27 protein-coding genes and 1 tRNA gene are annotated in these 25202 nt (G+C 56.0%); 11 read left to right on the top strand and 17 right to left on the bottom strand.

Features of this window, described 5'->3' with window-relative positions; translation table 11 throughout:
- Window positions 1-6 precede the first annotated feature (6 nt).
- A complete protein-coding gene (locus SHIM_RS16020; protein ID WP_054003693.1) occupies window positions 7-1101 on the top strand; it encodes a Hint domain-containing protein in 1095 nt (364 codons plus the stop codon).
- A 1-nt stretch (window position 1102) separates the two neighbouring features.
- Here the strand turns inward: SHIM_RS16020 and SHIM_RS16015 are convergent, their stop codons facing one another.
- Window positions 1103-1480 carry a hypothetical protein gene (locus SHIM_RS16015; RefSeq protein WP_054003692.1) on the bottom strand — a complete coding sequence of 126 codons (378 nt, stop codon included), beginning with the start codon at window positions 1478-1480 and terminating at the stop codon, window positions 1103-1105.
- A 281-nt stretch (window positions 1481-1761) separates the two neighbouring features.
- On the opposite strand from SHIM_RS16015, the gene SHIM_RS16010 reads away from it, so the two are divergent.
- Window positions 1762-2457, top strand: coding sequence for a Hint domain-containing protein (locus SHIM_RS16010; protein ID WP_082358429.1), 696 nt, complete (start codon window positions 1762-1764; stop codon window positions 2455-2457).
- Between the two features lie 103 nt (window positions 2458-2560).
- The gene (locus SHIM_RS16005; protein WP_241488900.1) at window positions 2561-3670 is read left to right on the top strand and encodes a transporter substrate-binding domain-containing protein; all 1110 of its coding nucleotides are present in this window, start codon (window positions 2561-2563) and stop codon (window positions 3668-3670) included.
- Here the strand turns inward: SHIM_RS16005 and dapD are convergent, their stop codons facing one another.
- Entirely contained in the window at window positions 3671-4498 is an 828-nt protein-coding gene (gene dapD, locus SHIM_RS16000; protein WP_054003690.1) for a 2,3,4,5-tetrahydropyridine-2,6-dicarboxylate N-succinyltransferase, read from the bottom strand.
- A gap of 181 nt (window positions 4499-4679) precedes the next feature.
- Here dapD and SHIM_RS15995 point away from each other — a divergent pair, with 181 nt between their 5' ends.
- Window positions 4680-5513 (top strand): LOG family protein, encoded by an 834-nt coding sequence (locus tag SHIM_RS15995; RefSeq protein WP_054003689.1) that lies wholly within the window; start codon window positions 4680-4682, stop codon window positions 5511-5513.
- A gap of 75 nt (window positions 5514-5588) precedes the next feature.
- Here SHIM_RS15995 and SHIM_RS15990 read toward each other — a convergent pair whose 3' ends face one another.
- The 3 genes from SHIM_RS15990 to rlmN form a co-directional block, all read right to left on the bottom strand.
- A complete protein-coding gene (locus SHIM_RS15990) occupies window positions 5589-5798 on the bottom strand; it encodes a hypothetical protein (protein ID WP_054003688.1) in 210 nt (69 codons plus the stop codon).
- Window positions 5799-5899: 101 nt separating this feature from the next.
- Window positions 5900-6283, bottom strand: a complete 384-nt coding sequence (locus SHIM_RS15985) for a phage holin family protein (RefSeq protein WP_054003687.1) — start codon at window positions 6281-6283, stop codon at window positions 5900-5902.
- 64 nt (window positions 6284-6347) lie between these two features.
- On the bottom strand, window positions 6348-7547 hold the full coding sequence (gene rlmN / locus SHIM_RS15980) for a 23S rRNA (adenine(2503)-C(2))-methyltransferase RlmN (protein WP_054003686.1): 1200 nt from the start codon (window positions 7545-7547) through the stop codon (window positions 6348-6350).
- Window positions 7548-7699: 152 nt separating this feature from the next.
- On the opposite strand from rlmN, the gene SHIM_RS15975 reads away from it, so the two are divergent.
- Window positions 7700-8005, top strand: a complete 306-nt coding sequence (locus SHIM_RS15975) for a hypothetical protein (RefSeq protein ID WP_054003685.1) — start codon at window positions 7700-7702, stop codon at window positions 8003-8005.
- 1 nt (window position 8006) lies between these two features.
- Entirely contained in the window at window positions 8007-8702 is a 696-nt protein-coding gene (locus tag SHIM_RS15970) for a helix-turn-helix transcriptional regulator (protein ID WP_054003684.1), read from the top strand.
- On the opposite strand, the gene SHIM_RS15965 is transcribed toward SHIM_RS15970, so the two are convergent.
- Window positions 8691-9695, bottom strand: a complete 1005-nt coding sequence (locus tag SHIM_RS15965; RefSeq protein WP_054003683.1) for a Hint domain-containing protein — start codon at window positions 9693-9695, stop codon at window positions 8691-8693. The genes SHIM_RS15970 and SHIM_RS15965 overlap by 12 nt on opposite strands.
- A gap of 121 nt (window positions 9696-9816) precedes the next feature.
- Entirely contained in the window at window positions 9817-10353 is a 537-nt protein-coding gene (locus SHIM_RS15960; protein ID WP_054003682.1) for an invasion associated locus B family protein, read from the bottom strand.
- A 169-nt stretch (window positions 10354-10522) separates the two neighbouring features.
- Between SHIM_RS15960 and SHIM_RS15955 the strand changes: the two genes are divergently transcribed.
- Complete coding sequence (locus SHIM_RS15955) at window positions 10523-11518, top strand: asparaginase (protein ID WP_054003951.1); 996 nt, start codon at window positions 10523-10525, stop codon at window positions 11516-11518.
- A gap of 79 nt (window positions 11519-11597) precedes the next feature.
- On the opposite strand, the gene SHIM_RS15950 is transcribed toward SHIM_RS15955, so the two are convergent.
- From SHIM_RS15950 to SHIM_RS15925, 6 genes are all read right to left on the bottom strand, one after another.
- On the bottom strand, window positions 11598-11912 hold the full coding sequence (locus SHIM_RS15950; protein ID WP_054003681.1) for a YciI family protein: 315 nt from the start codon (window positions 11910-11912) through the stop codon (window positions 11598-11600).
- Window positions 11913-11949: 37 nt separating this feature from the next.
- A complete protein-coding gene (locus SHIM_RS15945) occupies window positions 11950-12378 on the bottom strand; it encodes an SRPBCC family protein (protein ID WP_054003680.1) in 429 nt (142 codons plus the stop codon).
- The gene (locus SHIM_RS15940; protein ID WP_054003679.1) at window positions 12375-12695 is read right to left on the bottom strand and encodes an ArsR/SmtB family transcription factor; all 321 of its coding nucleotides are present in this window, start codon (window positions 12693-12695) and stop codon (window positions 12375-12377) included. Before SHIM_RS15940 ends, SHIM_RS15945 begins: the two co-directional genes overlap by 4 nt.
- 66 nt (window positions 12696-12761) lie before the next feature.
- The gene (locus tag SHIM_RS15935) at window positions 12762-13520 is read right to left on the bottom strand and encodes a TSUP family transporter (RefSeq protein ID WP_054003678.1); all 759 of its coding nucleotides are present in this window, start codon (window positions 13518-13520) and stop codon (window positions 12762-12764) included.
- Between the two features lie 3 nt (window positions 13521-13523).
- The gene (gene serB / locus SHIM_RS15930) at window positions 13524-14402 is read right to left on the bottom strand and encodes a phosphoserine phosphatase SerB (RefSeq protein WP_054003677.1); all 879 of its coding nucleotides are present in this window, start codon (window positions 14400-14402) and stop codon (window positions 13524-13526) included.
- An 81-nt stretch (window positions 14403-14483) separates the two neighbouring features.
- Window positions 14484-15353, bottom strand: coding sequence for a Stf0 family sulfotransferase (locus SHIM_RS15925; RefSeq protein ID WP_054003676.1), 870 nt, complete (start codon window positions 15351-15353; stop codon window positions 14484-14486).
- A 225-nt stretch (window positions 15354-15578) separates the two neighbouring features.
- Between SHIM_RS15925 and SHIM_RS15920 the strand changes: the two genes are divergently transcribed.
- From SHIM_RS15920 to SHIM_RS15905, 4 genes are all read left to right on the top strand, one after another.
- On the top strand, window positions 15579-16727 hold the full coding sequence (locus tag SHIM_RS15920; RefSeq protein ID WP_054003675.1) for a phosphoserine transaminase: 1149 nt from the start codon (window positions 15579-15581) through the stop codon (window positions 16725-16727).
- A gap of 124 nt (window positions 16728-16851) precedes the next feature.
- Entirely contained in the window at window positions 16852-18447 is a 1596-nt protein-coding gene (serA, locus tag SHIM_RS15915; protein WP_054003674.1) for a phosphoglycerate dehydrogenase, read from the top strand.
- A gap of 89 nt (window positions 18448-18536) precedes the next feature.
- Window positions 18537-19271, top strand: coding sequence for a metallophosphoesterase family protein (locus SHIM_RS15910; RefSeq protein WP_054003673.1), 735 nt, complete (start codon window positions 18537-18539; stop codon window positions 19269-19271).
- A 74-nt stretch (window positions 19272-19345) separates the two neighbouring features.
- Window positions 19346-19421, top strand: a tRNA-Thr gene (locus SHIM_RS15905).
- Window positions 19422-20623: 1202 nt separating this feature from the next.
- On the opposite strand, the gene SHIM_RS15890 is transcribed toward SHIM_RS15905, so the two are convergent.
- From SHIM_RS15890 to SHIM_RS20435, 4 genes are all read right to left on the bottom strand, one after another.
- A complete protein-coding gene (locus SHIM_RS15890; protein ID WP_152926575.1) occupies window positions 20624-20887 on the bottom strand; it encodes a hypothetical protein in 264 nt (87 codons plus the stop codon).
- Window positions 20888-21152: 265 nt separating this feature from the next.
- Window positions 21153-23471 carry a S8 family peptidase gene (locus tag SHIM_RS15885; RefSeq protein WP_241488898.1) on the bottom strand — a complete coding sequence of 773 codons (2319 nt, stop codon included), beginning with the start codon at window positions 23469-23471 and terminating at the stop codon, window positions 21153-21155.
- Window positions 23472-23523: 52 nt separating this feature from the next.
- Window positions 23524-24606 carry an AAA family ATPase gene (locus SHIM_RS15880; RefSeq protein WP_054003669.1) on the bottom strand — a complete coding sequence of 361 codons (1083 nt, stop codon included), beginning with the start codon at window positions 24604-24606 and terminating at the stop codon, window positions 23524-23526.
- Between the two features lie 33 nt (window positions 24607-24639).
- A partial coding sequence (locus SHIM_RS20435) for a hypothetical protein (RefSeq protein ID WP_193749941.1) occupies window positions 24640-25202 on the bottom strand: 563 nt, incomplete at its 5' end.

Below are 25202 nucleotides of genomic sequence, written 5' to 3'. Positions count from 1 at the left end.
CAGGACATGAGCTGGCTGGCCTTGATCGACAAAACACGCACCCTGTTCCGGTTGGACGGGTTGGCGCGGTATGGGCAGAAACAGGGCAAGGATCTGGTGGATCTGCGCGCACCGATGCCCACGGGAAGCCTCGTGGTGGAAACTCGCGTCTCGCCCTATGACAAGCCACAAATGTTGATGGGATATGCGCCGCAAACCCGCAACGGCGTGCGTTTGTCGCTGCAGGCGGTGCCTGGCGGTGGTGTGGTGCTGGTGTTGAATTCTGGCACAGAGACCTTTCATACCGCGATCAATCTGGACACCGGCGGACGGGCAGACGTGATCCGCATCACCTATAGCTGGGATTTGGCACAGTTTCGCGGGCGCCTGTCCGTGGAACGCCCCGGCACCTTCCGCGTCGAAGTCAAAGAACTGGTCAATCCGATTGCGCTTTGCCCCGAGGATATGTGCGAATTTGTACATGACGGTCTGTCGCGCGTGTTGTCGCCAGACGTGATCTACGCTGCGCTGAGCGATCGGGTGGAACCAATCGGGCCTGCCCCGACGATGACTTTGGACACGCCGGTTATGACGTCCAATGGCTATGTGCCCGCCGGCAGTCTCCGACGCGGCGATCTGGTTCACACGGCACAAGGCGACTCCGCGCCTGTGCTCAACGCGATCAAACGCACGGTGCCTGCGGCAGGACAATTCACGCCGATCCGGCTGAGGGCACCATTCTTTGGGCTGCAAGAGCCGATAGTGGTGGGGCCGACGCAACGCTTGGTGATCGGCGGCTCACGGGTCGAATACACCTTTGGGTCGGAATTTGTACTGGTGCCTGCCGGGCACTTGCTGCATGGCTCGGCCGCCAAACCGATCAAGACAGAGCCGTTGGTGACCTATTGCCAGCTGATCCTGCCCGATCACGATGCGCTTTTGGTGTCCGGAACCTATTTGGAAAGTCTGGATCTTGGCCGTATCCGGCGCCGTCAGGACGTGCTGCGGGCCAGTTTGCTGGGTCAATTCACCCGCTCTACCCTGCCGGAGCATTCCCGCACGGCTTATCCGGTTCTGCGGGAATTTGAGGCGCTAACTCTGGCTGCCCAGCGTGCCGCATAATTTAGTGTTGCGGTTCGGCGTCGCCGTCACTTTCCTCGCCGTGGTAAAAAGGCGTTAGCTGCGCCACCACAACCGAGTTCTCATCCAAAGCCCGTTGCATCAGCGTGCGCTCGTCGGTGTCGATCTCATGACCCTGCGCCTCGCGCTCCTCTACTGTGCCGTAGCCTGTCACATCCAGAGGATTGAGGTCGGCCTGCTTAAGGATCGCAACGGTTTCGCGCACGGCTTCGGCCTCGTCCACGCCACTGGCATAGATCATCAGCGCGCCACCGGTGGCACGATCGGGCAAACCGTCGTCTTCCTTACGGCCAACCTGTACCAGAAGGGTGAAAACCTGCTGGCGCGATTTCTTTTTGGGGGCGGATTTGGATGTGCTCATGGGATCAGCCCTTAGCCTGACATGCAGGACAACGTCAACTGACAGCCCCGATGCAGGCGGAAATTAGGGACAAGTTTAGACACTCTGACCCGCGTTGCTCATCACTTGGTAACGCCTGACGGGCACTTTGGAGAACAGACCAAAGCCCGCCTGCCGCCCAAAAACAGCACGCGCTGTCACTTTGGCGGCTTTGCCAAACCAAATGGCCGGGGGGCCAAAGATCAACAGTGCTGCAGCACTATAAATTTACTGCGAGTTTTCTTTGCCAAAACGGGGGCACTATGACGGACTCACGCGGCGATATTTCGCGAACCTGCTCGGTCGTGAGCGGAATGAAGTTGACCAAAACACACGTGCCGTCTTTGGCCCGAAACGAGGTTGGCACAACCACGTCTGCCACATCCGTCCCTTGCTTTGTGGCAGGATCCCTAATTGTGACGCGGTCCGGGCTTGTTGCGATCGAGGATCTGTCACGCGGAGACGACGTGCTGACCCGCGACAACGGGTACCAGGCCCTGCGCTGGATCGGGCGGTCCAGCCGACTGGCAATGGGTGAAGACGCACCGGTTGAAATTTCGGCAGGCGCATTGGGCAACCACGACGCCATCGCGTTCTCGCGCAACCACCGGGTTCTGGTGCAATCGGACACGGCGGCAACGCTGTTTGGAGAAAGTGAAGTGTTGATCAAAGCAGGTGATCTGGTGAACAACACCTCGGTCCGCGTTCGCAACGATGGATTGCCCGTGACTTACGTGCATCTATTGTTTGACCGGCATGAGATCGTGCGCGCAAACGGATTGGACTGCGAAAGCTACCATCCCAGTCACGAAACGCTGGACTCCTTTGATCCGGCAACCCAGCAAGAGATCCTTTCGCATATGCCCAACACCGACAAGTTCATGGGGTACGGATACGGACCGGTTGCACGCGTTTCCTTGCGCGCCCAAGAAGCCAAAGCTTTGATGCAAGCCGCCTAAACGTGGTTTTCCTGATACTTTCTGGACATTTCTTGGTGTATTCGACTGGTTTCCCTAGGGTAATCCGACCATCTCAGTTGACCGATTTCTTGCCCGGGGGCTAATGGATGCTGAACTCGGGACCAACTTTGCCATGAAACTCTTTGCAGCGGTCGCTCTGGCGATCATGACAATCCTTTCGGTGGCAAACAGCGCCGCTGCACAAGTTGGTGACAGGTTGGTCTTTGCGACGGTGGACCGACCCCCATTTGCGATGCTTGAAACTGACAGCGGTGCCCCCGAAGGGTTCAGCATCGATTTGATGCGCGCCATCGCAGATGATCTTGGCATGCAGGTCACCTTTGTCCCGGCTGAAAGTTTCAGTGCGATGTTGGACGCTGTGAAAACCAACGCCGTGGATGGGGCGATAGCCAATATCTCGATCACCGCCGCGCGTGAGGTAGAAATGGATTTCAGCCAGCCGATTTTTGAAAGCGGCATTCAGATCCTGATGCCAAAAGAAGGCAGCACATTGGGTCGCGTTGGTGGCCTTCTGACACGTGAGATTGGCACTGCTATCTTGATCGCTTTGGGCCTTTTGTTTGGTGGAGGCATGCTGATGTGGCTGTTTGAACGCAATCACCAGCCATATTTTGACCGCCCTGCCAAAGACGCGCTGTTCCCGTCGTTCTGGTGGGCGCTCAACCTAGTGGTCAATGGTGGCTTTGAAGAACGCGTCCCTCAGACAAAACCGGGGCGGTTTTTTGCTGTGATACTCGTGGTCGCCAGCCTGTTCGTGGTGTCGGTTTTTGTCGCAACAATCACCGCTGCTGTGACCGTCGAAGCGCTGCAAGAAAGCGTGGACAGCATCAATGATCTGGACGGGCGCGACGTTGGAACGGTGGTCGGATCCACCAGTGCCACCTTCCTGAACCAACGCGACATCCGGTTCACCGGGTATATTTCACCGCAGCAAATGCTGGCGGACTTTGACGCCGGCACAATCGATTCGGTGGTGTTTGACGGGCCTATTCTGGCCTATCACGTCAGCACCAATTCCAAATCCAAGGCGCGGGTGATCGAACGTGTTTATAAACCAGAAAACTACGGCATCGCGCTGCCGGCTGACAGCGCGATGCGCGAAGAAATCAATCAGGCTTTGCTGAAACTGCGTGAAGATGGCACCTATGAAGCGCTGCTAAAGCGCTGGTTTGGTGCCAACTACCGAAACTGATCAGTCCCGCAGCAGCTCGTTGATGCCAGTTTTGGAGCGGGTTTTTGCATCCACACGCTTGACGATCACAGCGCAATACAGGCTGACACCGTTTTTGGAGGGCATGGAGCCCGACACAACCACCGAGTAAGGCGGCACTTCGCCGTACATCACTTCGCCGGTTTCGCGGTCCACGATTTTTGTCGACTGGCCGATGTAAACACCCATGCCAAGCACAGCCCCTTCACGCACGATGCAGCCTTCGACCACCTCAGAACGCGCGCCGATAAAGCAGTTGTCCTCGATGATGGTCGGGCCTGCCTGCATGGGTTCCAGGACGCCGCCGATGCCAACGCCACCGGACAGGTGCACGTTTTTGCCGATCTGCGCACAAGACCCAACAGTGGCCCATGTATCAACCATGGTGCCTTCGTCGACATAAGCGCCGAGGTTCACAAAAGACGGCATCAAAACAACGCCGGGGGCGATAAAGGCGGATTTGCGCACAATACAGTTCGGGACGGCGCGGAAGCCTGCGGCTTTCCACTGGTTTTCACCCCAGCCGAGGAACTTGCTGTCGACCTTGTCCCACCAGCCGCCGCCTTGTGGGCCGCCGGTTTGGATTTCCATGTCTTTGATACGGAAACCAAGCAACACCGCTTTTTTGGCCCACTGGTTCACGTGCCAATCGCCGCTTTCCTGCTTTTCAGCCACGCGCAAGCTGCCGCTGTCCAGCGCGTTCAGCGTGTCTTCGATGGCTTCACGGGTTTCGCCTGTGGTGGCGGGCGAGATGGTATCGCGCGCATCCCATGCGGCTTCGATGGCGGTTTCCAGTTGGGCGTTGGACATTGTCTTTGTGTCTCCGGTCAGGGGAAAGTCGCAGGCTTCTTACCCGCTTCGTCCGCCCGCGTCACCTTGCAAAGCGACATGTGCTGTTTTGCACGCGGCACTCTGGTCACAGCGCTGTCACTGGTCAGCGGTCAAAGAACGCGCTAGCTGTCGACAAACCGCGCTAACGAGGACTTCTTTTATGACTGAAAACCGTTCCCATCCGCTGCCTTATGCCCGCTCAGATCGGGAGGCCGCGGAGCAGGTGCCAGACACACCGCAAACCCGCGCGCCGTCTTATCGGCTGGCTTTTGCGGACGAAGATTTCATGTGTCGGCCAGAATTGCGTCCGGTGCGGTTGCAGCTTGAATTGCTTAAACCGGAATTGGCGCTGGACGAACACGGCATCGAAAGCACCGTTGTGCTGTTCGGCGGCGCACGTATTCCCGAGCCCGCCAAGAAAGACACCGCACGCACAAAAACACTGGCCGACCTGTCCAAGTACTATGAAGAAGCCCGCAAATTTGCACAGATTGTGACGGCGGCCTCGGACGGGCGCAAAAACGTGATTGTAACGGGCGGCGGGCCAGGCGTGATGGAGGCCGGAAATCGCGGCGCCGTCGAGGCTGGCGGGCGGTCCATCGGGCTTAATATCGTGCTGCCCCACGAACAGGCGCCAAACGAATACGTGACGCCCGAGCTGTGTTTCAACTTTCACTATTTTGCGATCCGCAAGATGCATTTCCTGATGCGCGCCAGCGCGATCTCCGTCTTCCCCGGTGGCTTTGGCACGCTGGACGAAATGTTTGAAACCCTGACGCTAATTCAGACGGGGCGCATGGACCGCGTGCCGTTCCTGCTGTTTGGTCGGGCGTTTTGGGAGAAAATTATCAACTGGGAGGCGCTCGCGGATGCGGGCACCATTTCGGCCGATGACCTCGACCTGTTCCAGTTTGTAGAAACCGCCGAAGAGGCGGTCAGTATTCTCAACGGTTGGCAGGATTACTCCCGTCGCGGGTCACTTCCCGGGCGTTGAGATGAGCTTTGGCGTCCCGGCATGTGTCCGGGGCGCAGCGCTTGCGTTGGTGCGGCGTGTTTGCGCGGCGCCGTCTCAGTGGAAGTTGGCTGGCAAAACACCAAGCTCAACACCTTGGGGCAGCTTGGTCACAATCTGTGCGCCCGCTACATCTTTGATCGCATAACCGTAGCCCTTAAGGCGGAAACGCCACTCGCGGTTGCTCAGCGAGTTGGATTTTTCGCGGGTCAGAATGTCCAGAACGGGCGCGTCGATCATTGCGCCGCCGATATCTGCATGTGCCATGTGTCAGTCCTCTCTGTTTGTTGACAATTAGGAAACTGACTGTTGATCGGGGCGCAATTGGTCCTCAATTGGGGAAAGTTTTAGGCAAACACCGTCATTGTTTACGATTTTGGCACTTTCAGAGATGGAAACAGGTATTTCGGCACCAAAACCCCCGCGATTAGTGCGCCCAGCCAAACAATCAATGTGGCCGCCAGCAGGTTGGAGATCCCGCCAATTGTAAAGTCGCTGACCAAAAGCTCGGTGACAAGCAGCCCCACAAAGGTGACAATCAAGGACAGCCCGCCCAACAATTCCGGCATCTTTTTCTCGGACAGTTTACGGATCAGCGGCAACAGGATCATCGACACCACCGTAAACACGACGGTCACGATCAACATCGCAACGGGACCAATGGAAAATCCGGGCAACAAAAGGTTGGCGATCAAAAGACCGATAAAATTGGCCAGCAAATGCGCGGCGGCGGACAAAACAAATTTGGGCATAATCGCACCTTTCTAAGGAAACTTGCGACCAGCTTAATCTGGTTCGGTCAAAAAATCACCCGTTTCAGCCGTTGCTGACGCCCGCTTCGGCTTCGATCTGTTTGCGCGACTTGCGTGCACGTTCGGTTGCGGATTTGAGCTGACCACACGCCGCCATAATGTCTTCGCCGCGCGGCTTGCGGATCGGGCTGGAATAGCCCGCCGCATGAATGATGTCGGCAAAGGCGTGAATGCGGTTATTAGAGCTGCGTTTGTACGGCGCGCCGGGCCATTCGTTGAACGGGATCAGGTTAATTTTGGCCGGAATGTTGAACCGTTTGATGTGATCAACCAATCGGTGCGCGTCTTCTTTGCTGTCGTTCACGCCTTGCAGCATCACATACTCAAAGGTGATGCGCTCCGAGTTGGACACTTTGGGGTAATCCGCCAGCGATTGCAGCAGCGCCTCGATGTTCCATCGCTTGTTGATCGGCACCAGTGTATCGCGCACATCGTCGGTGGTGGCGTGGAACGAAATCGCCAGCAAACAACCGATTTCCTGCGCCGTGCGAGCGATTTCCGGCACCACACCAGAAGTCGATAGGGTGATACGGCGACGTGACAGCTGGATGCCTTCAGGATCCAGCGCGATTTTCATCGCATCGCGCACGTTGTCAAAATTATAAAGCGGCTCGCCCATGCCCATCAGCACGATATTAGACAACAAACGCGGGCTGTCCTCGGTGGTGCGGGTGCCGGGGGTCGGCCATTCGTTCAAATCATCGCGCGCCATCATCACCTGACCGATGATTTCGGCAGATGTCAGGTTACGCACCAACTTCTGCGTGCCCGTGTGGCAGAACGAGCAGGTCAGCGTGCAGCCAACTTGCGACGAAATACACAGCGTGCCGCGGTCTTCTTCGGGGATATAGACCACTTCGACCTCGTGACCGCCGGCAATGCGCACCAGATATTTGCGTGTGCCATCCTCGGAAACCTGTTTGGTGATCACCTCGGGAATTGCGATTTCAAAGATCTCGTCCAGTTCGGCGCGATACGCTTTGGACAGGTTGGTCATTTCGTGAAAGTCACGCACGCCCCATTGATAAATCCACTGCCAGATCTGCCCGACCCGCATTTTGGCCTGCTTTTCCTTCGTGCCATTGGCGATCAAAACCTCGCGCAGCTGGTCACGGGTCAACCCGACAAGGTTGATCTTGCCGCCTTCAGGCAGCTTGCGGGGAATGGTCATCACGTCCTGCGTGATTGGCGCGCTGGTGCTCATGGGTCCGGACTCATCTGGGAAATCAAGCGATGCAGATACACCATATAGGGCATTTTGCAAATAATACACGTGCAGGGCCACGCAACTGACAGACCGTGTCAGTTGGCCTGTGTCAGACAGCCGGCATCAGCACCTCAAAAAGGAGAGAGTTCATGTCTGTATTGGAAATTGTTCGTTACCGCGTCAAAAAGGGTGTCACGCCCGAAGCCGCATTGGCCGCTTGGCAAAAATCCATGCCTTTTGCCGAGGCACAATCCGGCTATGTAGCGCGGCGCATTGCTGTCACTGCCGATGGCGAATGGATCGATGAAGTCGAGTGGGAGACTATGGCCAGTGCAATGGCGGTGGCAGACGCCTTTGATCCGCAGAAATATCCCGAACTGCTCGACCTTGTGGCCGTTCTGGACGAAAGTTCCATGAGCATGACCCATTACACTGTCCAAGGAAGCACCTCCTGACATGCGTCGGACCGACCGCCTTTTTGACCTGATCCAGATCCTGCGCGACGGGCGGTTGCACCGCGCGGCGGATCTGGCAGAGCACATGGAGGTGGCAGTCCGCACAATTTATCGTGACATGGACACGCTGGTGGCCAGCGGCATCCCCGTCGAGGGCGAGCGCGGGGTCGGCTACATCCTGCGCGCACCGGTGTTTATGCCGCCAATGGCGTTGTCGCAGGTGGAACTTGAAGCGCTGCATCTGGGCGCAGCGCTGGTGCGCCAAGCTGCGGATACAGAGCTGCAAGACGCCGCCAATCGCGTTCTGACCAAAATCGATCAGGCCATGCCCAACCCGATGTTTGGTGCGCTGGACGGCTTTGGCAAAGAAATCTTTGCGGCGCCGGACGTGGAGGCAAGTTTTGAGCTGATGCCAGTCATCCGGCGCGCAATTCGTGAACAACTGGTGCTGGCGATCGAGTATCTGGCCCTAAATGGCAGCCGCACGCGCCGCCGGATCAGACCTTTGCAAATGGAATACTGGGGCCGTGCGTGGACCATGACGGGATGGTGCGAGACGCGACAGGATTTTCGCGTGTTTCGGATCGACCGGATCAAGACATGTTTGGACACAGGCGAGCCCTTCGTCGAAGAAGAGGACAAAAGTCTGGCCACTTACCTTTTGCGCTTTTACGCCGAACACCCGTCAGGCGACTGATTTCGCCTCCAGCGCCAATGGCGCCTCATACGACTTCAAACAGCGCCGCGCGGTTTTACCGCCGGTCGCCACCTGCATCAGGTCGGGGAACATGCGCAACAGCTCGTCCCGCGCTTCGTGTTGGAACTGATCCAGCGTGACCTCTCCGGGATGAAAGCTTTCGGTCAGCAAACCGTCTGACAAAACAATCTGGTGTTGGTCAAACAGGAAGTGGAAATACTCCGGCTTCGGCACGTAAGACACCTGCGTGATGCCGTTCCAGCCGACCAGTTGCATGGCGGGGATCAACACTTCGCGCGAGTCAAACAACATTTCAAAGCTGGCGTCGCGCATCCAGATCCGATGATTTGGGGACACATAAAGGTCGCGGCTGGGCTGTCCTTTGCCCATCGCGCCGCGCGGTATCTTGATCGGAGCCGCTTTCTCAAAAGCCGGACCGCGCGCTTCTGTGGTGTAGCTACCAATCCAGCGGATCGGCGCAAAGCCGCCATCGCGCACCATGACGTGATCACCAGGGCGCAGATCCTCGACCGAAACTTCACCACGTCGCGTGGCGATCTTGGTGCCAGCTAAAAAGCACGGGATTGTGCCTTCGTTCAGTGGACCAGTGACCCAATTGCCGTTTTGATCAAGTTGCACGGATTGATTTTGGCTGTTGCCGGTGGAGCCGATCTGGGTGGACGTCATTCCCGCAGCGGGGCCGGAACTGGGTGTCACGCTATTGTCAAAAGAGACAAAGCTGACAACCACACCATCCACCACAAGCGCCACCGCGCCGTTCTTGTGTACGGCAGCATCAAGTGAATAAACATCCAGACCAAACATGGTGTCGTCATAAGTGCCGATACCATTGGTCGAGCGCACATTGCCGTTGGCGTGATAAATCACAACCTGAATGCCGGAGACGTCCATTCCGGCGTCAACGGCGATCTCGATAAAGTCCTGCGAGCCCGCGCCGCGATATTTGATCTCGGTAAAATTGGGATCTGCCATACCTGTACCTCATTCCTGTTGGGCGCCGTCGGTTTGTCCGACGGTCGTCCCCCCTGTGGCGAATGTGGCAGTCTTAAACCCTGGCAGGGGTCATACGGTCCGCATGTGCGGGCCGGTCACGTTATTGGCAGCGTTTTCCGGCATCCTCGACAGCAGCGGTAAAGCCCGAAAGCGAAAAGCTGTCTTTGGTTTTGGTTCCGCGTGAGGATTGCGCCGAGAACACAGCCGATTGGCCGCGTTTCATCGCCGCAACGATGGCCGCGTCGTCCCCTTCGGAGGCAGGCCACGCCCATTCACCTTCGGTGATCAGCGAAAAGGTTTTGCCGTCAATATCCACGTTCACGGGAGACCCGGACGCAAAAGGATACCCGCCGGTGAACCCGACCTGCCCGGTCACGCTCAGATGCGGCAGATACGACACCATCAACAGGATGTCGCTGCGCTTTACCGCAACCACCTGCCCGCCGCGGGTGTTGACGCTTTCTTTGGCGGTGCTCACCGCCCAGCATTCCCGCTTGTCGCTGTCTTTGTGTTCAAAGACGCTCCAGTCGGTCATTGCCGCAACCTGATTGTCGCTGCTTTCCTGTGCCTGACCGGCAACCCCAATCAGCGACAGACCTGTCGCCGCAACCAAGGCTTTCACCAAATGTGATCCCATACCCAACAGCCTCCAAGCTGTGACTTGCCTCAAATAACTGTCCGCCCCGGCTTGTTCGCCATTTGTTGTAGGCTGGACATTCTTGTCTCGATGCGGTGAGTCTAACCCATGTTGGCCTTTGGGCGAAAGACCCGTTGGCACGATTTTGCCCATGAAAAAGAGAGAAATCATGACTGATCCGGTGCTGATGACGGAAATGTGGCGAGGAGACATCCTTGAAAGTGTGCATCACGGGCATGCGGTGGTCTGTAACGCCGCAGGTGAAATTGTGGACGCTTGGGGCGATCCCGAGGCCGTTGTATTGCCGCGCAGTTCATCAAAAATGATTCAGGCGCTGCCGCTTGTTGAAAGCGGCGCAGCAGATGCGGCGGGGCTGAGCGAGACACATCTGGCAATGGCCTGCGCGAGCCACAATGCGTCGGCCATCCACAACGACATGGTACGGGACTGGCTGGCGGCACAGGGATTTGGCGAAGATGATCTGCGGTGCGGCCCGCAAGAGCCGCGAGATCTGGCGATCCGCGATGACTTGATCCGCTGTGGCGATCCGGTTTGTCGCGTGCACAACAATTGCTCTGGCAAACATTCAGGATTTCTAACGCTGACCAAACACCTTGGCGCAGGCCCGGAGTATTGCGAGATCGACCATCCGGTGCAAAAAGCGGTTCTGGCCGCACACGAAGAGTTAACGCAGGAAAACAGCGCCGGTTACGGTATCGACGGTTGCTCTGCTCCCAATCATGCCAGCACGCTGCACGGCATGGCCCGCGCGATGGCGTTTTATGCCAGTGCGCGCGAAGGCAACGGCACCCGCGAAACCGCCGCCGCACGGCTGCGTACCGCCATGGCGAAACATCCGGAATATGTTGCGGGAGAAGGCCGCGCCTGCACCAACCTGATGCGCGCGATGGGGCATACTGTTGCGATAAAAACCGGCGCCGAGGCCTATTTCGTAGCGATGTTACCGGAACAAGGTCTGGGCGTGGCGCTCAAAATCGTGGACGGGGCAACCCGTGCATCGGAGAACGCGATTGCCGCCATTCTGGTCAAACTCGGCGCGCTTGATCCCGCACATCCTGAGGCCAAAAAATACCTCGATGCGCCAATTCGGAACTGGGACGGTTTGCAAACAGGTCTGATGAAAGCAGGCCCTGCGCTGCGTTAATTCGGCAGCGCTCCCGCCCATCACGGGCGCCCCAAGGGGCGCCAGCGCTTGGTTGGGCGTCGCTCAGCTGCGCTGAGCCTTACATCTCCATCGCTTCTGCGACTTCCACTGTGCCTTTGCCGCCGTCAAGGATCGGGCAGCCCTTGGCCATTTCGCAAGCAGCATCCATGTCAGCGGCGTTCACCAGTGTGTAACCTGAGACAGGGTTTGCGCCGCCGTCATCCGATACACCACTGGCGCTGACGGTTTTGGACACGCCCGCCGGATTGCCACCGTCGATCATATTGGCGCCGAGGCCTTCCATCCAGGCGCCCCAGGCGGCCATGACTTTTTCGCCTTCTTCCGGGGTCTCGGGTCGGCCACCGCCGTGGTAGATGAACATAAATTTGGGCATTAAAAGTCTCCTTGTTGTGAAGGGTCTTAAGTGAAATTCATTCAAAAAGCGCCGCGAGGCAGTTGAGGGTACTGGTCCAGCCACGGCTGTGACCTTGCGCCTGATCCTCGTCCTGAAGATCGCGGTGATCGATGATCAACTTGGCGCCGTCCGCGGTTTCAACGATCGTAAATGTGACATGGCTCTCGTGGCCGCGCGCATCGTTTTCGTCATGCCAAGCCCACGTGAAGCCAACCGATTTAGGCGGATCCAAGCTGGTGACCTGTCCGGACATCTTCATGGTTCGCCCCTCATCACCGTGGATCACGGAATGCCAAGCACCCAGCTTGGTGAACTCAAGCGTGTGTGCACCCAATGTCATGCCTTCTGGACCCCACCAGCGGGACAGATCGGCCGGGTTTGTCACCGCCGCATAAAGCCGGTCTGGCGTCACTGGAAAGTCGCGTTCCAATCGGGCGTCTGTCATTCATTTTCCTCCGCAAACAAGGCATCCAGACGGTCCAGACCCGCGTGCCAAAATGCTTTGTGATCCATTGTCCAGCCCGCGATGGCCCGCATCGCCTCTGGCCGCACAGAATAGAAACGTTTGGTGCCGTCTGCGCGTTGTTGGATCAATCCGGCAGTGCGCAACACCTTCAGGTGGCGTGAGATGGCAGGACCACTGATTTTGGCGTCAGACACCAGATCACCAGCAGCGAGTTCGCCCTCGCCCATCAATCGCTCCACCATTGCAAGGCGGGTTTGATCGGACAAAGCGGCGAAGGCTGTGGTCAGGTGTGTCATGATCTGATCATTGCGCGATTCTTTATTTAACACAAATGTTAAATTATGACGGTATCGTGAGCGCGTTTAAAGCACATCCCACAAAAGCTTGGCCGCGAGCACTAGGGATGTTGCGACCAACAAAGGCCTGATCAGCTTTGCACCTTTGGCCATCGCAATCTTGGCCCCAAGCCGCGCACCTGCAATTTGCATCATTCCCATCATCAACCCCAGCGCCCACAGCGGTTCCGCCACGAGGATAAACCCGGCGAGCCCGCCGACGTTGGAGGCGAAATTCAACAGCTTGGTGTGGGCCGTGGCCTTAAGGATGCCGTAGCCGCCCAGCGCCACAAAGGCGATCATGAAAAAGCTGCCAGCACCGGGACCGAGCAAACCGTCATAGGCGCCAATCATCGGCACGGCAGTCCATGTAAAAGCCAGAGGCGACATTCGCGCTGATTGGTCAAGGTCACCGGGATCCTTGCGAAACGCAAAGAAGATCGCGATGCCAATCAACAGCATTGGCAGGACAAGTTGGATCCAATCAGTGGGCAACACCGACACCAGCAAGGCGCCTGCAAAAGACGCCACACCGGCCAGTATCGCAGGCAGCGCCTGCTCGCGAAGATCCACCAGCCCGCTTTTGGCATATGAATAGGCGGCCGTTCCCGAACCAAACATGCCTTGGATTTTGTTGGTCGCCAAAGCCTGAACCGGCGGCACCCCCGCAATCATCAACGTCGGCAATGTGATCAAGCCACCTCCGCCCGCTATGGCATCCACAAAGCCCGCGAAAAACCCGGCTGCCAACAACAGCAGCAAAGCCTCAAGCCCAAATTCAAGCATGTATCAGATCCCGACAAACTCGGTCTTGGCGTAGCCTTGAATATAAAGCAGCGCTGTCAGATCACCGTGATTGATGCGGATGTCGCACTCCGCCGCCACCGTGGGTTTTGCATGCAGCGCTACCCCCGCCCCGGCCAGTCCCAGCATGCCCAGATCGTTGGCCCCGTCGCCCACGGCCATCACGTCGTCATGCGCCAAACCAAGGCGCGCTGTGATTTCCTTAAGGGCTTGTACTTTGGCTTCCCGTCCGAGAATTGGCCGGCCCACATCACCGGTCAATGCGCCGTCCGCGACAAGCAACGTGTTGGCACGGTTTTCATCAAATCCCAGTTCCGCCGCGACCTTGGCCGTGAACGCAGTGAATCCACCCGACACCAACGCGGCATAAGTGCCATGCGCCTTCATCGTCGCCAACAATGTGCGTCCGCCAGGCATCAGTGTGATGCGCTCAGCCAGAACCTTGGAGATCACTCCCTCATCCAGGCCTTTGAGCAGACCGACACGTTCTGTCAGCGCTCCGTCAAAATCCAGTTCACCGTTCATCGCCCGTTCGGTGATGTTTTTGACACGGTCGCCGACGCCAGCCTCATCCGCCAGCTCGTCGATACATTCCTGCTGGATCATGGTGCTGTCCATGTCCGCCAGCAGCATCTTTTTGCACCGCCCTTCGGCGGGTTGGATCACCAGATCGACGCTCATACTCTGAAGATCGGCCCAGACATCCCACCGATTGTCCGGCATCGCGTCTAGCGCAAATTCTGCGGCCTCATCCGGCGCCAACCACTGCGCATCGCCGCCTCCCCACGCATTGCGCAGGTTTTCCACCAAAGATGGTTCAAGCGTTGCGGAATTCGGGGAAGTCAGCAGCGTGGCAATATACATGTCAGCCTCAGTTGGATAGGTCAGTTACGATCTCGCGCCGCATAGAGCATGGCGTGCCTGCCAATGCCAGCCAAGACTGTCTCACGACGCCGACTGCAATTCGCTCAACGCTGCTCGTGCCTCGTCCAGTGCGGCGATTCTTTTTGCGCGACGTCGATCCACCCAAGCAACGAAGCCAGCGTGTTCTGCGCGAAATCGCTCTGACATCTCTAAACTTTTGGTCCCGGACACTTTCTTATGGGTAGAAAACACCCGCGAATCATCTTTCGGCTCGGTTTTTAGATGGTCACGTATGAGTGTAAGGACACTCTGCGGCGGAAAGGCATTGACCAACTCGTAGCTCAATCGAAGCGGCTTGTGAGGCATTTGAGCCAGAACGGCCTCGGTGCGCCATTCCTGAACAAGCATACGTAGCATGGCGCTTCGAATGGCGGGCGCGTCATAGACAAAATCCTTATCCGCCTGCGCCAATTCCTTTGGGCTGGAAAAAACCGACTGGGACACTCCGGTTTGCACCATTCTGCTCGCAGACACAGATTGCGCCACAAGGTCCTCTCTGATCAACCATATCAGGTCGGTCGGATTGACGGCCCTCCGAAAACGACGCGCCGATTTGAACAAAATCATTATCTGTAAATAGGTGACTTCGCACCCGAAAATCTTGCCATCCTGCCGCGCTCGTAAAAGACGGTCAGTGTAGGTCTCCAAACTGTCTGCGCCCAATTTTTTGGCCAGCGCGGGTACAATATCGGGGTTAAAGCATTCGTCTGGACGCCCCAAGCCACCGGCCCTCCTGATCAAGTTGGTCAGCCGCGTGCTGCCGCTGCGAGGCGTGAAAAAAACGACGTATCGCTTGTCAGGGTACGTACTTGGTAAATCTGTCACCTCCGACGGCAAACCGACGTAAGGGTCACGCAGAAGGTATTGTATTTTTTCGATCACTCCGGGCATCTGCCGCGCTCACTTCAGGACGTTCAGCGCTAAACTGCGCCAATTTGGGCCTGTTTGAAAGCCCGTGAAATAGAGTTTCCGATAGGAGACAGAACAGGTCGTATTTGAGTCACAATCTGTCGTCTGCGGCGAATTTGACGGTTGTGCGACCGCAGCATCCCCCGTATGTCCGGCGGTGGGACACCCTTCCCCAACGAAGGGCAGATATCTGTAAGGATAGCATCAATGGCTACTCAGCAACCGGCAACGCGGCCGGCAAATCCGCGTTTTTCTTCTGGCCCATGTGCCAAACCCCCCACATTTGAATTGTCCAAACTGGCCGACGCCCCATTGGGTCGCAGCCACCGCGCAGCTGTTGGCAAAGCCAAGCTGAAGGGTGCCATCGAAGGCACCCGCGAAGTTCTGGGCATCCCCGCTGACTATAAAATCGGCATCGTTCCTGCGTCTGACACTGGCGCGGTTGAGATGGCTCTGTGGTCGCTGCTTGGCGAACGCAAGGTTGAGATGCTGGCATGGGAATCTTTCGGCGCAGGCTGGATCACCGACGTGGTCAAACAGCTGAAGATCGACGCCGTGGCCAACACCGCCGACTATGGCCAGATTGTTGATCTTGCCTCTGTGGATTTCAACAACGACGTTGTCTTTACATGGAACGGCACCACCTCGGGTGTGCGCGTGCCAAACGGCGACTGGATCGACGCAAACCGCACCGGCCTGACAATTTGTGACGCCACTTCGGCGGCTTTCGCGATGGATCTGGATTGGGACAAGCTGGATGTCACCACCTTCTCTTGGCAGAAGGTTCTGGGCGGCGAAGCGGCCCACGGTGTGATTGTTCTGTCGCCACATGCTGTCGCTCGTCTGGAAAGCTACACCCCTGCATGGCCCCTGCCGAAAATCTTTCGCATGACCAAAGGCGGCAAGCTGATCGAAGGCATCTTTACCGGCGCGACCATCAACACGCCGTCGATGCTGGCAGTTGAGGATTACCTCTTTGCACTGGACTGGGCCCGTTCGGTGGGTGGTCTGAAAGGCATGATCGCGCGGGCTGACGCCAACGCGCAGGCCGTGTTTGATTTCTGCGATGCCAATGACTGGATCGCAAATCTGGCCGAGGATGATGCGACACGCTCCAACACCTCGGTCTGTCTGAAGTTCACTGACGCACGCATTCAAGACGGCGCGGCCTTTGCCAAAGCCGTTGCGAAACGTTTGGAAGCTGAAGACATCGCGCTGGACATCGGTGCTTATCGCGACGCGCCAGCCGGCCTGCGCATCTGGTGTGGTGGCACGGTGGAAACCGCTGACATCAACGCGATGCTGCCGTGGCTTGCATGGGCTTTTGAAGCCGAAATCGCAGCGCAAGTTTCCTAATTGAATCGCCTGGTCGTTAGACCGGGCAGCGCCCAACCGCCCCCACGGGCGGGCGCTTCGCACCCTCCCTCGGCCGGTCGCTGCCCTAATCGCACATCCGGCCCCCGATATAAGGACCTACATCATGGCTCCCAAAGTACTCGTCTCCGACAAACTCAGCGAAACCGCTGTTCAGATCTTCCGCGACCGTGGCATCGACGTTGATTTCATGCCCGACCTTGGCAAAGACAAAGACGCGCTGGCCGCAGTGATCGGCCAATACGACGGTCTTGCGATCCGCTCGGCCACCAAAGCCACTGCGAAACTGCTGGAGAACGCCGACAACCTCAAAGTCATTGGCCGCGCCGGCATCGGCACCGACAACGTCGACAAAGAGGCCGCGTCGAAAAAAGGCGTGATCGTCATGAACACGCCGTTCGGCAACATGATCACCACCGCCGAGCACGCCATCGCAATGATGTTCGCCGTGGCACGCCAGATCCCCGAAGCGTCCGAGTCCACACACGCCGGCAAATGGGAAAAGTCCAAATTCATGGGCGTTGAGCTGACCAACAAAACCCTCGGCGTGATCGGTGCAGGCAACATCGGTGGCATCGTATGTGACCGTGCGCGTGGCCTGAAGATGAAAGTGGTCGCCTATGACCCCTTCTTGTCTGAGGAAAAAGCCGACAAAATGGGCGTTGAGAAGGTCGAGCTGGACGCGCTGCTGACACGCGCCGATTTCATCACCTTGCACGTGCCGTTCACCGACGCCACAGCCAACATCCTGTCGGCTGAAAACCTCGCCAAAACCAAAAAAGGCGTGCGCATCATCAACTGTGCCCGCGGTGGTCTGGTCGACGAAGAAGCGCTGGCTGAATTGTTGAAATCCGGCCACGTTGCTGGTGCCGCCTTTGACGTGTTCAAAGAAGAGCCCGCCAAAGAAAACGCGCTTTTCAACCTGCCCAACGTCGTCTGCACACCGCACCTTGGCGCGGCCACAACCGAAGCCCAAGAAAACGTGGCGCTTCAGGTGGCCGAGCAGATGTCGAACTATCTGCTGACCGGTGCTGTGGAAAACGCGTTGAACATGCCGTCCGTGACCGCAGAAGAAGCCAAAGTCATGGGCCCGTGGATCAAACTGGCCGAACACCTTGGTGCGTTCTCGGGTCAGATGACCGACGAGCCGATCAAGGCTATCAACATCCTTTACGATGGTGTGGTCTCGGATATGAACCTCGCCGCGCTGAACTGTGCGGTTGTGGCTGGCATCATGAAGAAAGCCAACCCAGACGTGAACATGGTGTCCGCACCTGTTGTCGCCAAAGAGCGCGGCATCAAGATCTCGACCACCAACCAAGACAAATCGGGCACCTTTGACGGCTATATCAAAGTGACCGTGGTGACCGACAAGCGTGAGCGTTCGGTTGCAGGAACAGTGTTCAGCGACGGCAAACCGCGCTTTATCCAGATCAAAGGCATCAACATCGATGCCGAGGTCGGTGCCAACATGCTGTACACCACCAACGAAGACGTGCCGGGCATCATCGGCACCTTGGGTCAAACCATGGGCGAAAACGGCGTGAACATCGCCAACTTTACCCTTGGCCGCGCCGATGTCGGTGGCGAAGCGATTGCGCTGCTCTATGTGGACGCACAAGTGCCCGCACCGATCGTCGATAAACTCTGCGCCACCGACATGTTCCGTCAGGTGAAACCGCTGGCGTTTGACGTCGCTTAAGGCGTCTATCACAAGATTTTCACACGCCGCCCCTGTTTGGGGCGGCGTTTTTTGTTTAATGAGCCAGTGACTGACGCAGGAATTCTTTGATGACCACTCCCATCTACGCCATTGGCGACATTCACGGCCATCTTGACCAGCTCGACGATATGCTTGCACGCATCGAAGCCGACGGCGGACCGGATGCCCAGATTGTTTTCCTTGGCGATTACGTTGATCGCGGCCCCGACAGCCAAGGCGTGATTGAACGCCTGCGCGCGGGGCTCGCAGCGGGACGCAACTGGATTTGTCTCAAAGGCAACCATGACCGGATGTTTGAATGGTTCATGGAGGACACTCCACGCCATGATCCACACTTGTTGGTAGATTTCTTTTGGCTGCACAAGCGGCTCGGCGGCGTTCAAACTCTGGAAAGCTACGGCATCGACGTGCCGTATGAAGACCGCCTATTTACCGTTCACAAACGCGCCAAAGACGCAGTGCCGCAAGCGCATGTCGATTTCCTGAAATCCCTGCACATCTATCACCAACACGACGACCTGTTGTTTGTGCACGCAGGAATCAGACCCGGCGTGGCTTTGGCGGATCAGCATGAAAATGATTTGGTCTGGATCAGGCAGGGGTTTATCGACGATTCCCGACGCCACCCTTGGCTGGTGGTGCACGGCCATACCGCGCTGGAAAAAGCCACCCATTTTGGAAACCGCATCGACCTTGACGGAGGCGCAGCCTACGGACGACCGCTCTGTGCAGCGGTGTTTGAAAACGGCAAGGTTTGGCAGCTTATGCCTGAAGGACGTGTGGCCTTAGAGCCCCAAAACTAGCAAAGCAAGGGAACGCTTATCGCGCCCCAGTAGTCTTGTACTGCCCAAAAACCGCGTCTATATAGCGCTCCAGCGCCTCAATAGCTCAGCTGGTAGAGCAGGTCCTTCGTAAGGACAAGGTCGGGGGTTCGAGTCCCTCTTGAGGCACCATAAGTATGATATAATCTACTGAATTTGAATGATAATTTAAGATTAAGTCGATTGATATCCCCCCAAATATCGCCCTTAACACCCATGGTGGGTCAGTGTTTTAGCGTATTCACTGGAAGGCTATATTTGGAATTGAGCATGGCTTTGGCCGAGTGCAGCCCGTCGCGACAGAAGTTGTAACACCAGGGATCGGTATCTAATCGCCTTCACTGCACCACCTAGCCCGGGCAAACGCGGTAGCTCCAACTATCACGACGACTTTGCAAAGATCACGTCAAGTGTCTGCTCCCAGCCTGAAGCGGTCATGGCCAACGCCAGAGGATTGCAAAATCTGAGAGCTCGGTGGCGGCTCGCTAAATCTAGGCGAGCCATGTCCTTCGAAGATCTATTGAGGAAATTGGGTATTATTATGTGACTTGTGAAGAAATCGATTAGATCTATGGTTGCTAGACCTTCTTGGATGCGAGCTATCATGGAGCGTAGGAGACCGTTGCATGGGAAACGTGCCAGATTTTTTTCCAGGAGTAATTGTGAAACACGACAAAACTTACAGGTTCACTGTAAAGAAATGTCCAGACAAACACGCTGGACGGGGACGTGCGCTCATCAACTATAAAAGGCGAGATGGAACAAAACGCTTTCAAATAGTCCGGCTGACAGCGCCCGAAGGATTAACGGCATACGCGGCCGTTGTTGGTCACTATGATGACGAGTCCATTATCAAATTGGACTACGATCTGCGGAAGCATTTGAACCTTAAGGCCGAACAGGAAGCTCTAATTGAAGTAGTAAAATGTGGACCAATAAGCATCCTGTATTGGTACCTTACGGTTTCCGATCCACTTATCAGAGTCTCCGCATGCCTAGCGCTCGTCTCTTTGGCTTTGGGAGTGGTCAGCATAGTCATTGCAATTACATAATAGCTAAGAACTTGTTTCTTGGTCAGGTTTAAGCCGAGTGGTGCCGGCGAGCTCCTTTGACGTCAGCTGCCCGCTCAAAGCGGACTTGATCAGTTTGCCCAATGGGGGCGGGAAGCCCACCTACGCTACAGTGCACTACTAAGGGCGGCGATGGTTATCAGCGACCATTGCAAAGCACGCAGACAACCAAGCCCAAAGCAGTTCGAATCGAACATAGACTTTTATGAAGGTCGGGCGGAAAGGAGATCTTCGCTGAAATCGCGTTCATTTCCTTTTGTTAGGCTAATCCCGTTGATCAATAAGTTGATTTGATCCCAAAAGACTTTGCAGCAACGAGTCCAAAAAGACTTGGCAACCAGTGCCCAGATTTACCCAGGCTGTCTCAGGGCTCATACGCTCAAGCTCGGTAAATAACTCTTGAGAAGGGTGTGGCGCAAAATCAAAGAAAGGGAGCCTGTTCTCATCAAATGGGTCGACAGTAAGGTCCATCACGTATTCCCCTGCTTCTACCCAGAAGTGAATTCCTCTTGAGCCACTTCCTTTCAAGACCGATATTTTGAGCTCAGGGTGCCGTTTTTCCAAAGCCCTAGCTAAATATGACGATGCAGCCTCACAGCTGTTTCTTGGAAATGAGTTGAGCCACGGCAACCGGGAAGCTCGGGCGTTGTTATTCAGAAACCACAACGTGCGGTGGAAATCTGAACACAATTGGCCTATGACGGCTGTTTTTGTCAAAAGTTCTTTGCCTAATTAACATTCGGTGATTTGCCTAAAACTGAGCAACACCATACATATACTCATAATGTATGGTCTACAGCGCGATAACAGTCTGCGTCGCAACCGAAGCTGCAATTGCCGATTGAACTTCAGCGTGGAGTTCAGCTTCAATGTGTTCCGCATCAATCTCAACGATAAGCGCAAAGCGCACTGATGGCGGGTCTCCGTTCAAAAGCGACTTTGTTTTCCACCATCCATTCACCGGATGCACGGCGATGAGGTTGCGACGAGCAAGATCGGATGCGCGGCAGGTAAGTTGATCAATGTGGAGAGATCCGACGTCGCGGCGGTCGCTCCCGTAGTCCCACCCATCGGATTCATTGCTTGCTGGGCCAGCGGGTTGTGCCGCCAATTTACTGATGCGCGCCATAAAGTGAGGGGCGGCTTCATCTGCACGGTTTAGTTTGAAACGCAGATTATGAGAGGCATAGCGATAGCGCGACCCTCTGGCCGCTTCTGATGGATTGGGCTCAATGAAAGAACTCAAGGTCACACGCAAAGTGACGTCCGTATTTCCAAGCCGACGTAGTTCTTCGACAGGCCATGGAAGGGTGAATAGTTTCATCTCATTGTCGACGCCTCGTTTGCCGTCGTCAGACAAGCCATAGGGGGTAATTGTATCTTCGACGATCAGTGTTAGTGCGTTGGACGCACTGCGCCGCGCACGTTTAAGGTTAGGGACGCCGTACCCATAGCGTTGAAATAGGGGGGCATAATTGCCCTTGTTATGCGCGACGGGCAAATGCGATCGCATTTGCGGGGTCCATCTTGCAGAAGAGACGTACAAGCCTCGGATCGTTTCGGGCCACAGATCGGGATAGTCAGACCATAGCTCCGTAATGCCCTTTGCGGCCAATGCAGTTGCCGCACTAGTATCGTATGTGAAGGTAAGAGAGCGGACAGGATAGTTGTGATGGGTCGACAATAGCGACAGATACCCATGTCTCATTGGTGGTGGAAACGCGCTGCTTGCCCAGTTGCCACCTTCAAGCACAACATCAGGTTTTAATGGCCAATATGATGTCCAAGATGCGGTACGAGAGGACGGCGACAAGTCTCCAAATGGAGCTAAAGCCGTTGCTGCTTCGTTGTCGGGGAGAACCGTTTTCTCCGTAAATGCACCAACTGCGACAGCGTTCCACGCCTGGGCAGGAGACTGAATTTCGTTATCTTCATGATCGCATCGGTCAAGATATTGCCCTGCGCCGAAACTGAAATTGTCGGTGTTCCCTGCTGAAATGAGCATAAGCCGTTTGAGATCACGATTACCAGATGCTCCTGACGCCAATTGATCTATTTCGCTGGACCATGACGTGGGAGCACCGTCATGGGGCGTGTCTGCTCCGGTGGTGATCGGCATGGTGAAAGTCCGACGACGTGGATGAGTCTGCTCAACTGTATTCACCCCGCCACGTGTGACGGCACCAAACAGGTGATGAGGGTTCTCGCCAGTATCTGGTTTCAGTTTAACAGATTCTAAGCGATTTGATACGGTGACGGGGTTTGTTTGATGGAGGCAGGAGGTAAGATCCCCTAATAGTGCCAGTCCAGCCATATGTGTGCCGTGACCGCGAATGTCTTCTAGTCCCCACGCGGGATTGGCGGCGTGGCGATCGGCGACCTCAAGGGCTGGTTGCACCAATGGATGTGCCCGACTAACGCCCGTGTCTAAAAGTGTCACATATCCCGGGTCTGCATGGGCCGGGTACGTTGTTCGATTCCGCAACTCGTCAACCCATTGCGCTTGCTCGATGACATCGCCCCCAGCGAAAAAGTCTGCTGTGATCGTTGGCGCTGCCATGGCTTTAACACCGCGCAGATGTCGGATAGCGTTCGCAAGGGCGTCACGGGTTCCATGTGCAATGACGACAATATCTTCGGGGAACTCAAGCTGTTCTTCGCCAATGGCAACATCGTAGGCTTGGGCTCCAAGGACAAATGCGTCAGCAGCTTCTCGGTCTAGCCATAGTTCCCAGTTTGTTGCTGTTTGCGTTTGTGGGAACTTATCGTCAGGGCTGCGCCATAGGGCGCGTAATCCCGCCTCTGTGAGTGTCGCAATGCTTTGAATAAGATCCGCGTTCTTTGGCCGGCCTGGAATGATTTGACCGTCTTTTTCACGATCCGGGGTGTCTTCCGTCTCAAACTGCGTGACTTTGGTGCGTAATTTTCCGATTGCTGAGGCGGTTGCGTAGACTGTCGCTGTCTCTTGGTTGGTCAGACTGCGTGCACCTTCGTCATAATGCAAAAGCGTTAGATCGCTCTTATTGAGGCTGTCTTTCTTTAGTGGTTCATTTGCGGGTGCAGTAACCTCCAAATAGACGCCTGGGAGGCCGTCTGCTTGGATATCAGGCAACGCATCGATTGCTTGTAGGAGAACTTGTGCATGTGCTGCTCGGTTGAGAACATTACTTACTTGCCTTCCTCCGCCCCCGCGCTTTTCTCGGAACCTGTGCGCTGTCCCGAGGTTTCGAAGATGAAAATGTAGCTTGTCCCGTGCCATAGGCGTCCGTCCCTAATTCTTGCAGCGAACGACGGCGTTCAAGGGCATCCATCAAATCCTGTGTCGCAATTGTTTCTTTGTCCGCTAATACCGCGCGGCGTGCTGCGTCCTCGGCTGCCGCAACAACGTCAGCTGTCGATAAGCTCAAGGCACTATCTGTAATTTTTCTCCAAGCCATATCGCCAGTTTTGAAACCGATCAAACGGCGTTCAATGGCCTCGCGAATTGACGCAGCGTCAGGCATTTCATAAGGCAGTACGAGGTCAAAGCGCCGCAAAACAGCGCGATCCAAGATACCTGGTAAATTTGTTGTCGCAATTATGATAGAAGGACCAGTGTCCTCATCGAGAAACTGGAGGAACGAATTTAGAACTCGGCGGGCTTCGCCAACGTCGTTTCCGCCTTCTCGGGCGGCGGCAAGCGCATCGATTTCATCAAAAAGATAGACACCCCGCGTTGTCTTAACTGCATCAAAAACCATTTTCAGCTTTTGAGCTGTCTCACCCATGAACTTCGTGATCAGCCCATGAAGCATGACAGAAAAAAGCGGAAATTGTAGCTCACCAGCCAATGCAGATGCGCTCATCGATTTACCGGTCCCAGGCGGGCCCGATAGGAGAACGCGGCGACGAGGCTTTAGACCTTTTTCTTCTAATTTTTCGCGCATCTTCGTCTCAACGACAATATGCGCAAGCTCACCTTCGATGCTCGCAGGTAGGATTAAATCATTCAGCCGTTCGGTCGGATAACTGGCGGCTAGAAATTCTGCTAGATCTCCACGAGGTGCTGCTAAAGGCGTAACTTCCGGTACGCGCGACGTGGGAGCCGTTTGACCCGCCTCGGCCCATTGACGCAATTGTTCCGCAAGACGGGTGTGTCCCTTCTGCTCTTCACTCGCAGAGAGTTGCATAGCCAGATCAAAAAATCGATCAGCGTCTCCCTCTGCATGGCTTTTTACAAGCCCAATGAGTTGTTGTGCGGATGCCATCGGCCCTACTGCTTGTCTCAACAATATGTCGTTTTACAATGAGTACACACTATACAGAGATCGCACCATAGGCCAAAAAAATATACCAAAAAAATGTGACTTCCGCAGAACTTTCGCATGGCAGCCCAGTTCAATATGGAGGGATTGCGCGCCACTTTCGTGGTGCTGCATCGCAGAAAATGTGACACGGTCAATGTAAGGTTGGGGCCGTTCGCCATGCTTTGCAAAGGTCACCTCCTGCGCATAGCTGTCGTCGAGGGATGAGGCAGCATTGGTCATATTTAGGCTGATAGCCGACTTGCGGCGGCGCGGCAGCAATATTGCTGCAAAGCGGTACCCAGACCCTGCCGCCAGATGACGGCAGGCAGCCCAAACAAGATAGTCGCGCAAAACCACCAACGTAAAAAAAGCGACTCGCTCCAGCTCCTCGATTTCTGAACCAGCAGTCGGTTCATTCCGGATCGCCGAATGCCAATGGTTCGTACTTATTAACCTCTCGCACCAGATCGTTGATCTCCGCTCTTGTCTCGATCCATTCCCTCGACCGCATTCCATGCCGCCATGACGGGTGATCCTTGCCAGACGAATGCCCGCCT

Source organism: Shimia sp. SK013 (assembly GCF_001292625.1).
Taxonomy (GTDB): Bacteria; Pseudomonadota; Alphaproteobacteria; order Rhodobacterales; family Rhodobacteraceae; genus Shimia.
Note: the sequence above shows the minus strand (reverse complement) of the source record. Positions and strands in the feature narration are given on the sequence as shown.

What these genes read in the sequence shown, in the direction of transcription:
- SHIM_RS16020 (WP_054003693.1), top strand. Translation starts at nt 7, where the DNA reads ATGAGCTGGCTGGCCTTGATCGACAAAACACGCACCCTGTTCCGGTTG.
- SHIM_RS16015 (WP_054003692.1), bottom strand. Translation starts at nt 1,480, where the DNA reads ATGAGCACATCCAAATCCGCCCCCAAAAAGAAATCGCGCCAGCAGGTT.
- SHIM_RS16010 (WP_082358429.1), top strand. Translation starts at nt 1,762, where the DNA reads ATGACGGACTCACGCGGCGATATTTCGCGAACCTGCTCGGTCGTGAGC.
- SHIM_RS16005 (WP_241488900.1), top strand. Translation starts at nt 2,561, where the DNA reads ATGGATGCTGAACTCGGGACCAACTTTGCCATGAAACTCTTTGCAGCG.
- dapD (WP_054003690.1), bottom strand. Translation starts at nt 4,498, where the DNA reads ATGTCCAACGCCCAACTGGAAACCGCCATCGAAGCCGCATGGGATGCG.
- SHIM_RS15995 (WP_054003689.1), top strand. Translation starts at nt 4,680, where the DNA reads ATGACTGAAAACCGTTCCCATCCGCTGCCTTATGCCCGCTCAGATCGG.
- SHIM_RS15990 (WP_054003688.1), bottom strand. Translation starts at nt 5,798, where the DNA reads ATGGCACATGCAGATATCGGCGGCGCAATGATCGACGCGCCCGTTCTG.
- SHIM_RS15985 (WP_054003687.1), bottom strand. Translation starts at nt 6,283, where the DNA reads ATGCCCAAATTTGTTTTGTCCGCCGCCGCGCATTTGCTGGCCAATTTT.
- rlmN (WP_054003686.1), bottom strand. Translation starts at nt 7,547, where the DNA reads ATGAGCACCAGCGCGCCAATCACGCAGGACGTGATGACCATTCCCCGC.
- SHIM_RS15975 (WP_054003685.1), top strand. Translation starts at nt 7,700, where the DNA reads ATGTCTGTATTGGAAATTGTTCGTTACCGCGTCAAAAAGGGTGTCACG.
- SHIM_RS15970 (WP_054003684.1), top strand. Translation starts at nt 8,007, where the DNA reads ATGCGTCGGACCGACCGCCTTTTTGACCTGATCCAGATCCTGCGCGAC.
- SHIM_RS15965 (WP_054003683.1), bottom strand. Translation starts at nt 9,695, where the DNA reads ATGGCAGATCCCAATTTTACCGAGATCAAATATCGCGGCGCGGGCTCG.
- SHIM_RS15960 (WP_054003682.1), bottom strand. Translation starts at nt 10,353, where the DNA reads ATGGGATCACATTTGGTGAAAGCCTTGGTTGCGGCGACAGGTCTGTCG.
- SHIM_RS15955 (WP_054003951.1), top strand. Translation starts at nt 10,523, where the DNA reads ATGACTGATCCGGTGCTGATGACGGAAATGTGGCGAGGAGACATCCTT.
- SHIM_RS15950 (WP_054003681.1), bottom strand. Translation starts at nt 11,912, where the DNA reads ATGCCCAAATTTATGTTCATCTACCACGGCGGTGGCCGACCCGAGACC.
- SHIM_RS15945 (WP_054003680.1), bottom strand. Translation starts at nt 12,378, where the DNA reads ATGACAGACGCCCGATTGGAACGCGACTTTCCAGTGACGCCAGACCGG.
- SHIM_RS15940 (WP_054003679.1), bottom strand. Translation starts at nt 12,695, where the DNA reads ATGACACACCTGACCACAGCCTTCGCCGCTTTGTCCGATCAAACCCGC.
- SHIM_RS15935 (WP_054003678.1), bottom strand. Translation starts at nt 13,520, where the DNA reads ATGCTTGAATTTGGGCTTGAGGCTTTGCTGCTGTTGTTGGCAGCCGGG.
- serB (WP_054003677.1), bottom strand. Translation starts at nt 14,402, where the DNA reads ATGTATATTGCCACGCTGCTGACTTCCCCGAATTCCGCAACGCTTGAA.
- SHIM_RS15925 (WP_054003676.1), bottom strand. Translation starts at nt 15,353, where the DNA reads ATGCCCGGAGTGATCGAAAAAATACAATACCTTCTGCGTGACCCTTAC.
- SHIM_RS15920 (WP_054003675.1), top strand. Translation starts at nt 15,579, where the DNA reads ATGGCTACTCAGCAACCGGCAACGCGGCCGGCAAATCCGCGTTTTTCT.
- serA (WP_054003674.1), top strand. Translation starts at nt 16,852, where the DNA reads ATGGCTCCCAAAGTACTCGTCTCCGACAAACTCAGCGAAACCGCTGTT.
- SHIM_RS15910 (WP_054003673.1), top strand. Translation starts at nt 18,537, where the DNA reads ATGACCACTCCCATCTACGCCATTGGCGACATTCACGGCCATCTTGAC.
- SHIM_RS15880 (WP_054003669.1), bottom strand. Translation starts at nt 24,606, where the DNA reads ATGGCATCCGCACAACAACTCATTGGGCTTGTAAAAAGCCATGCAGAG.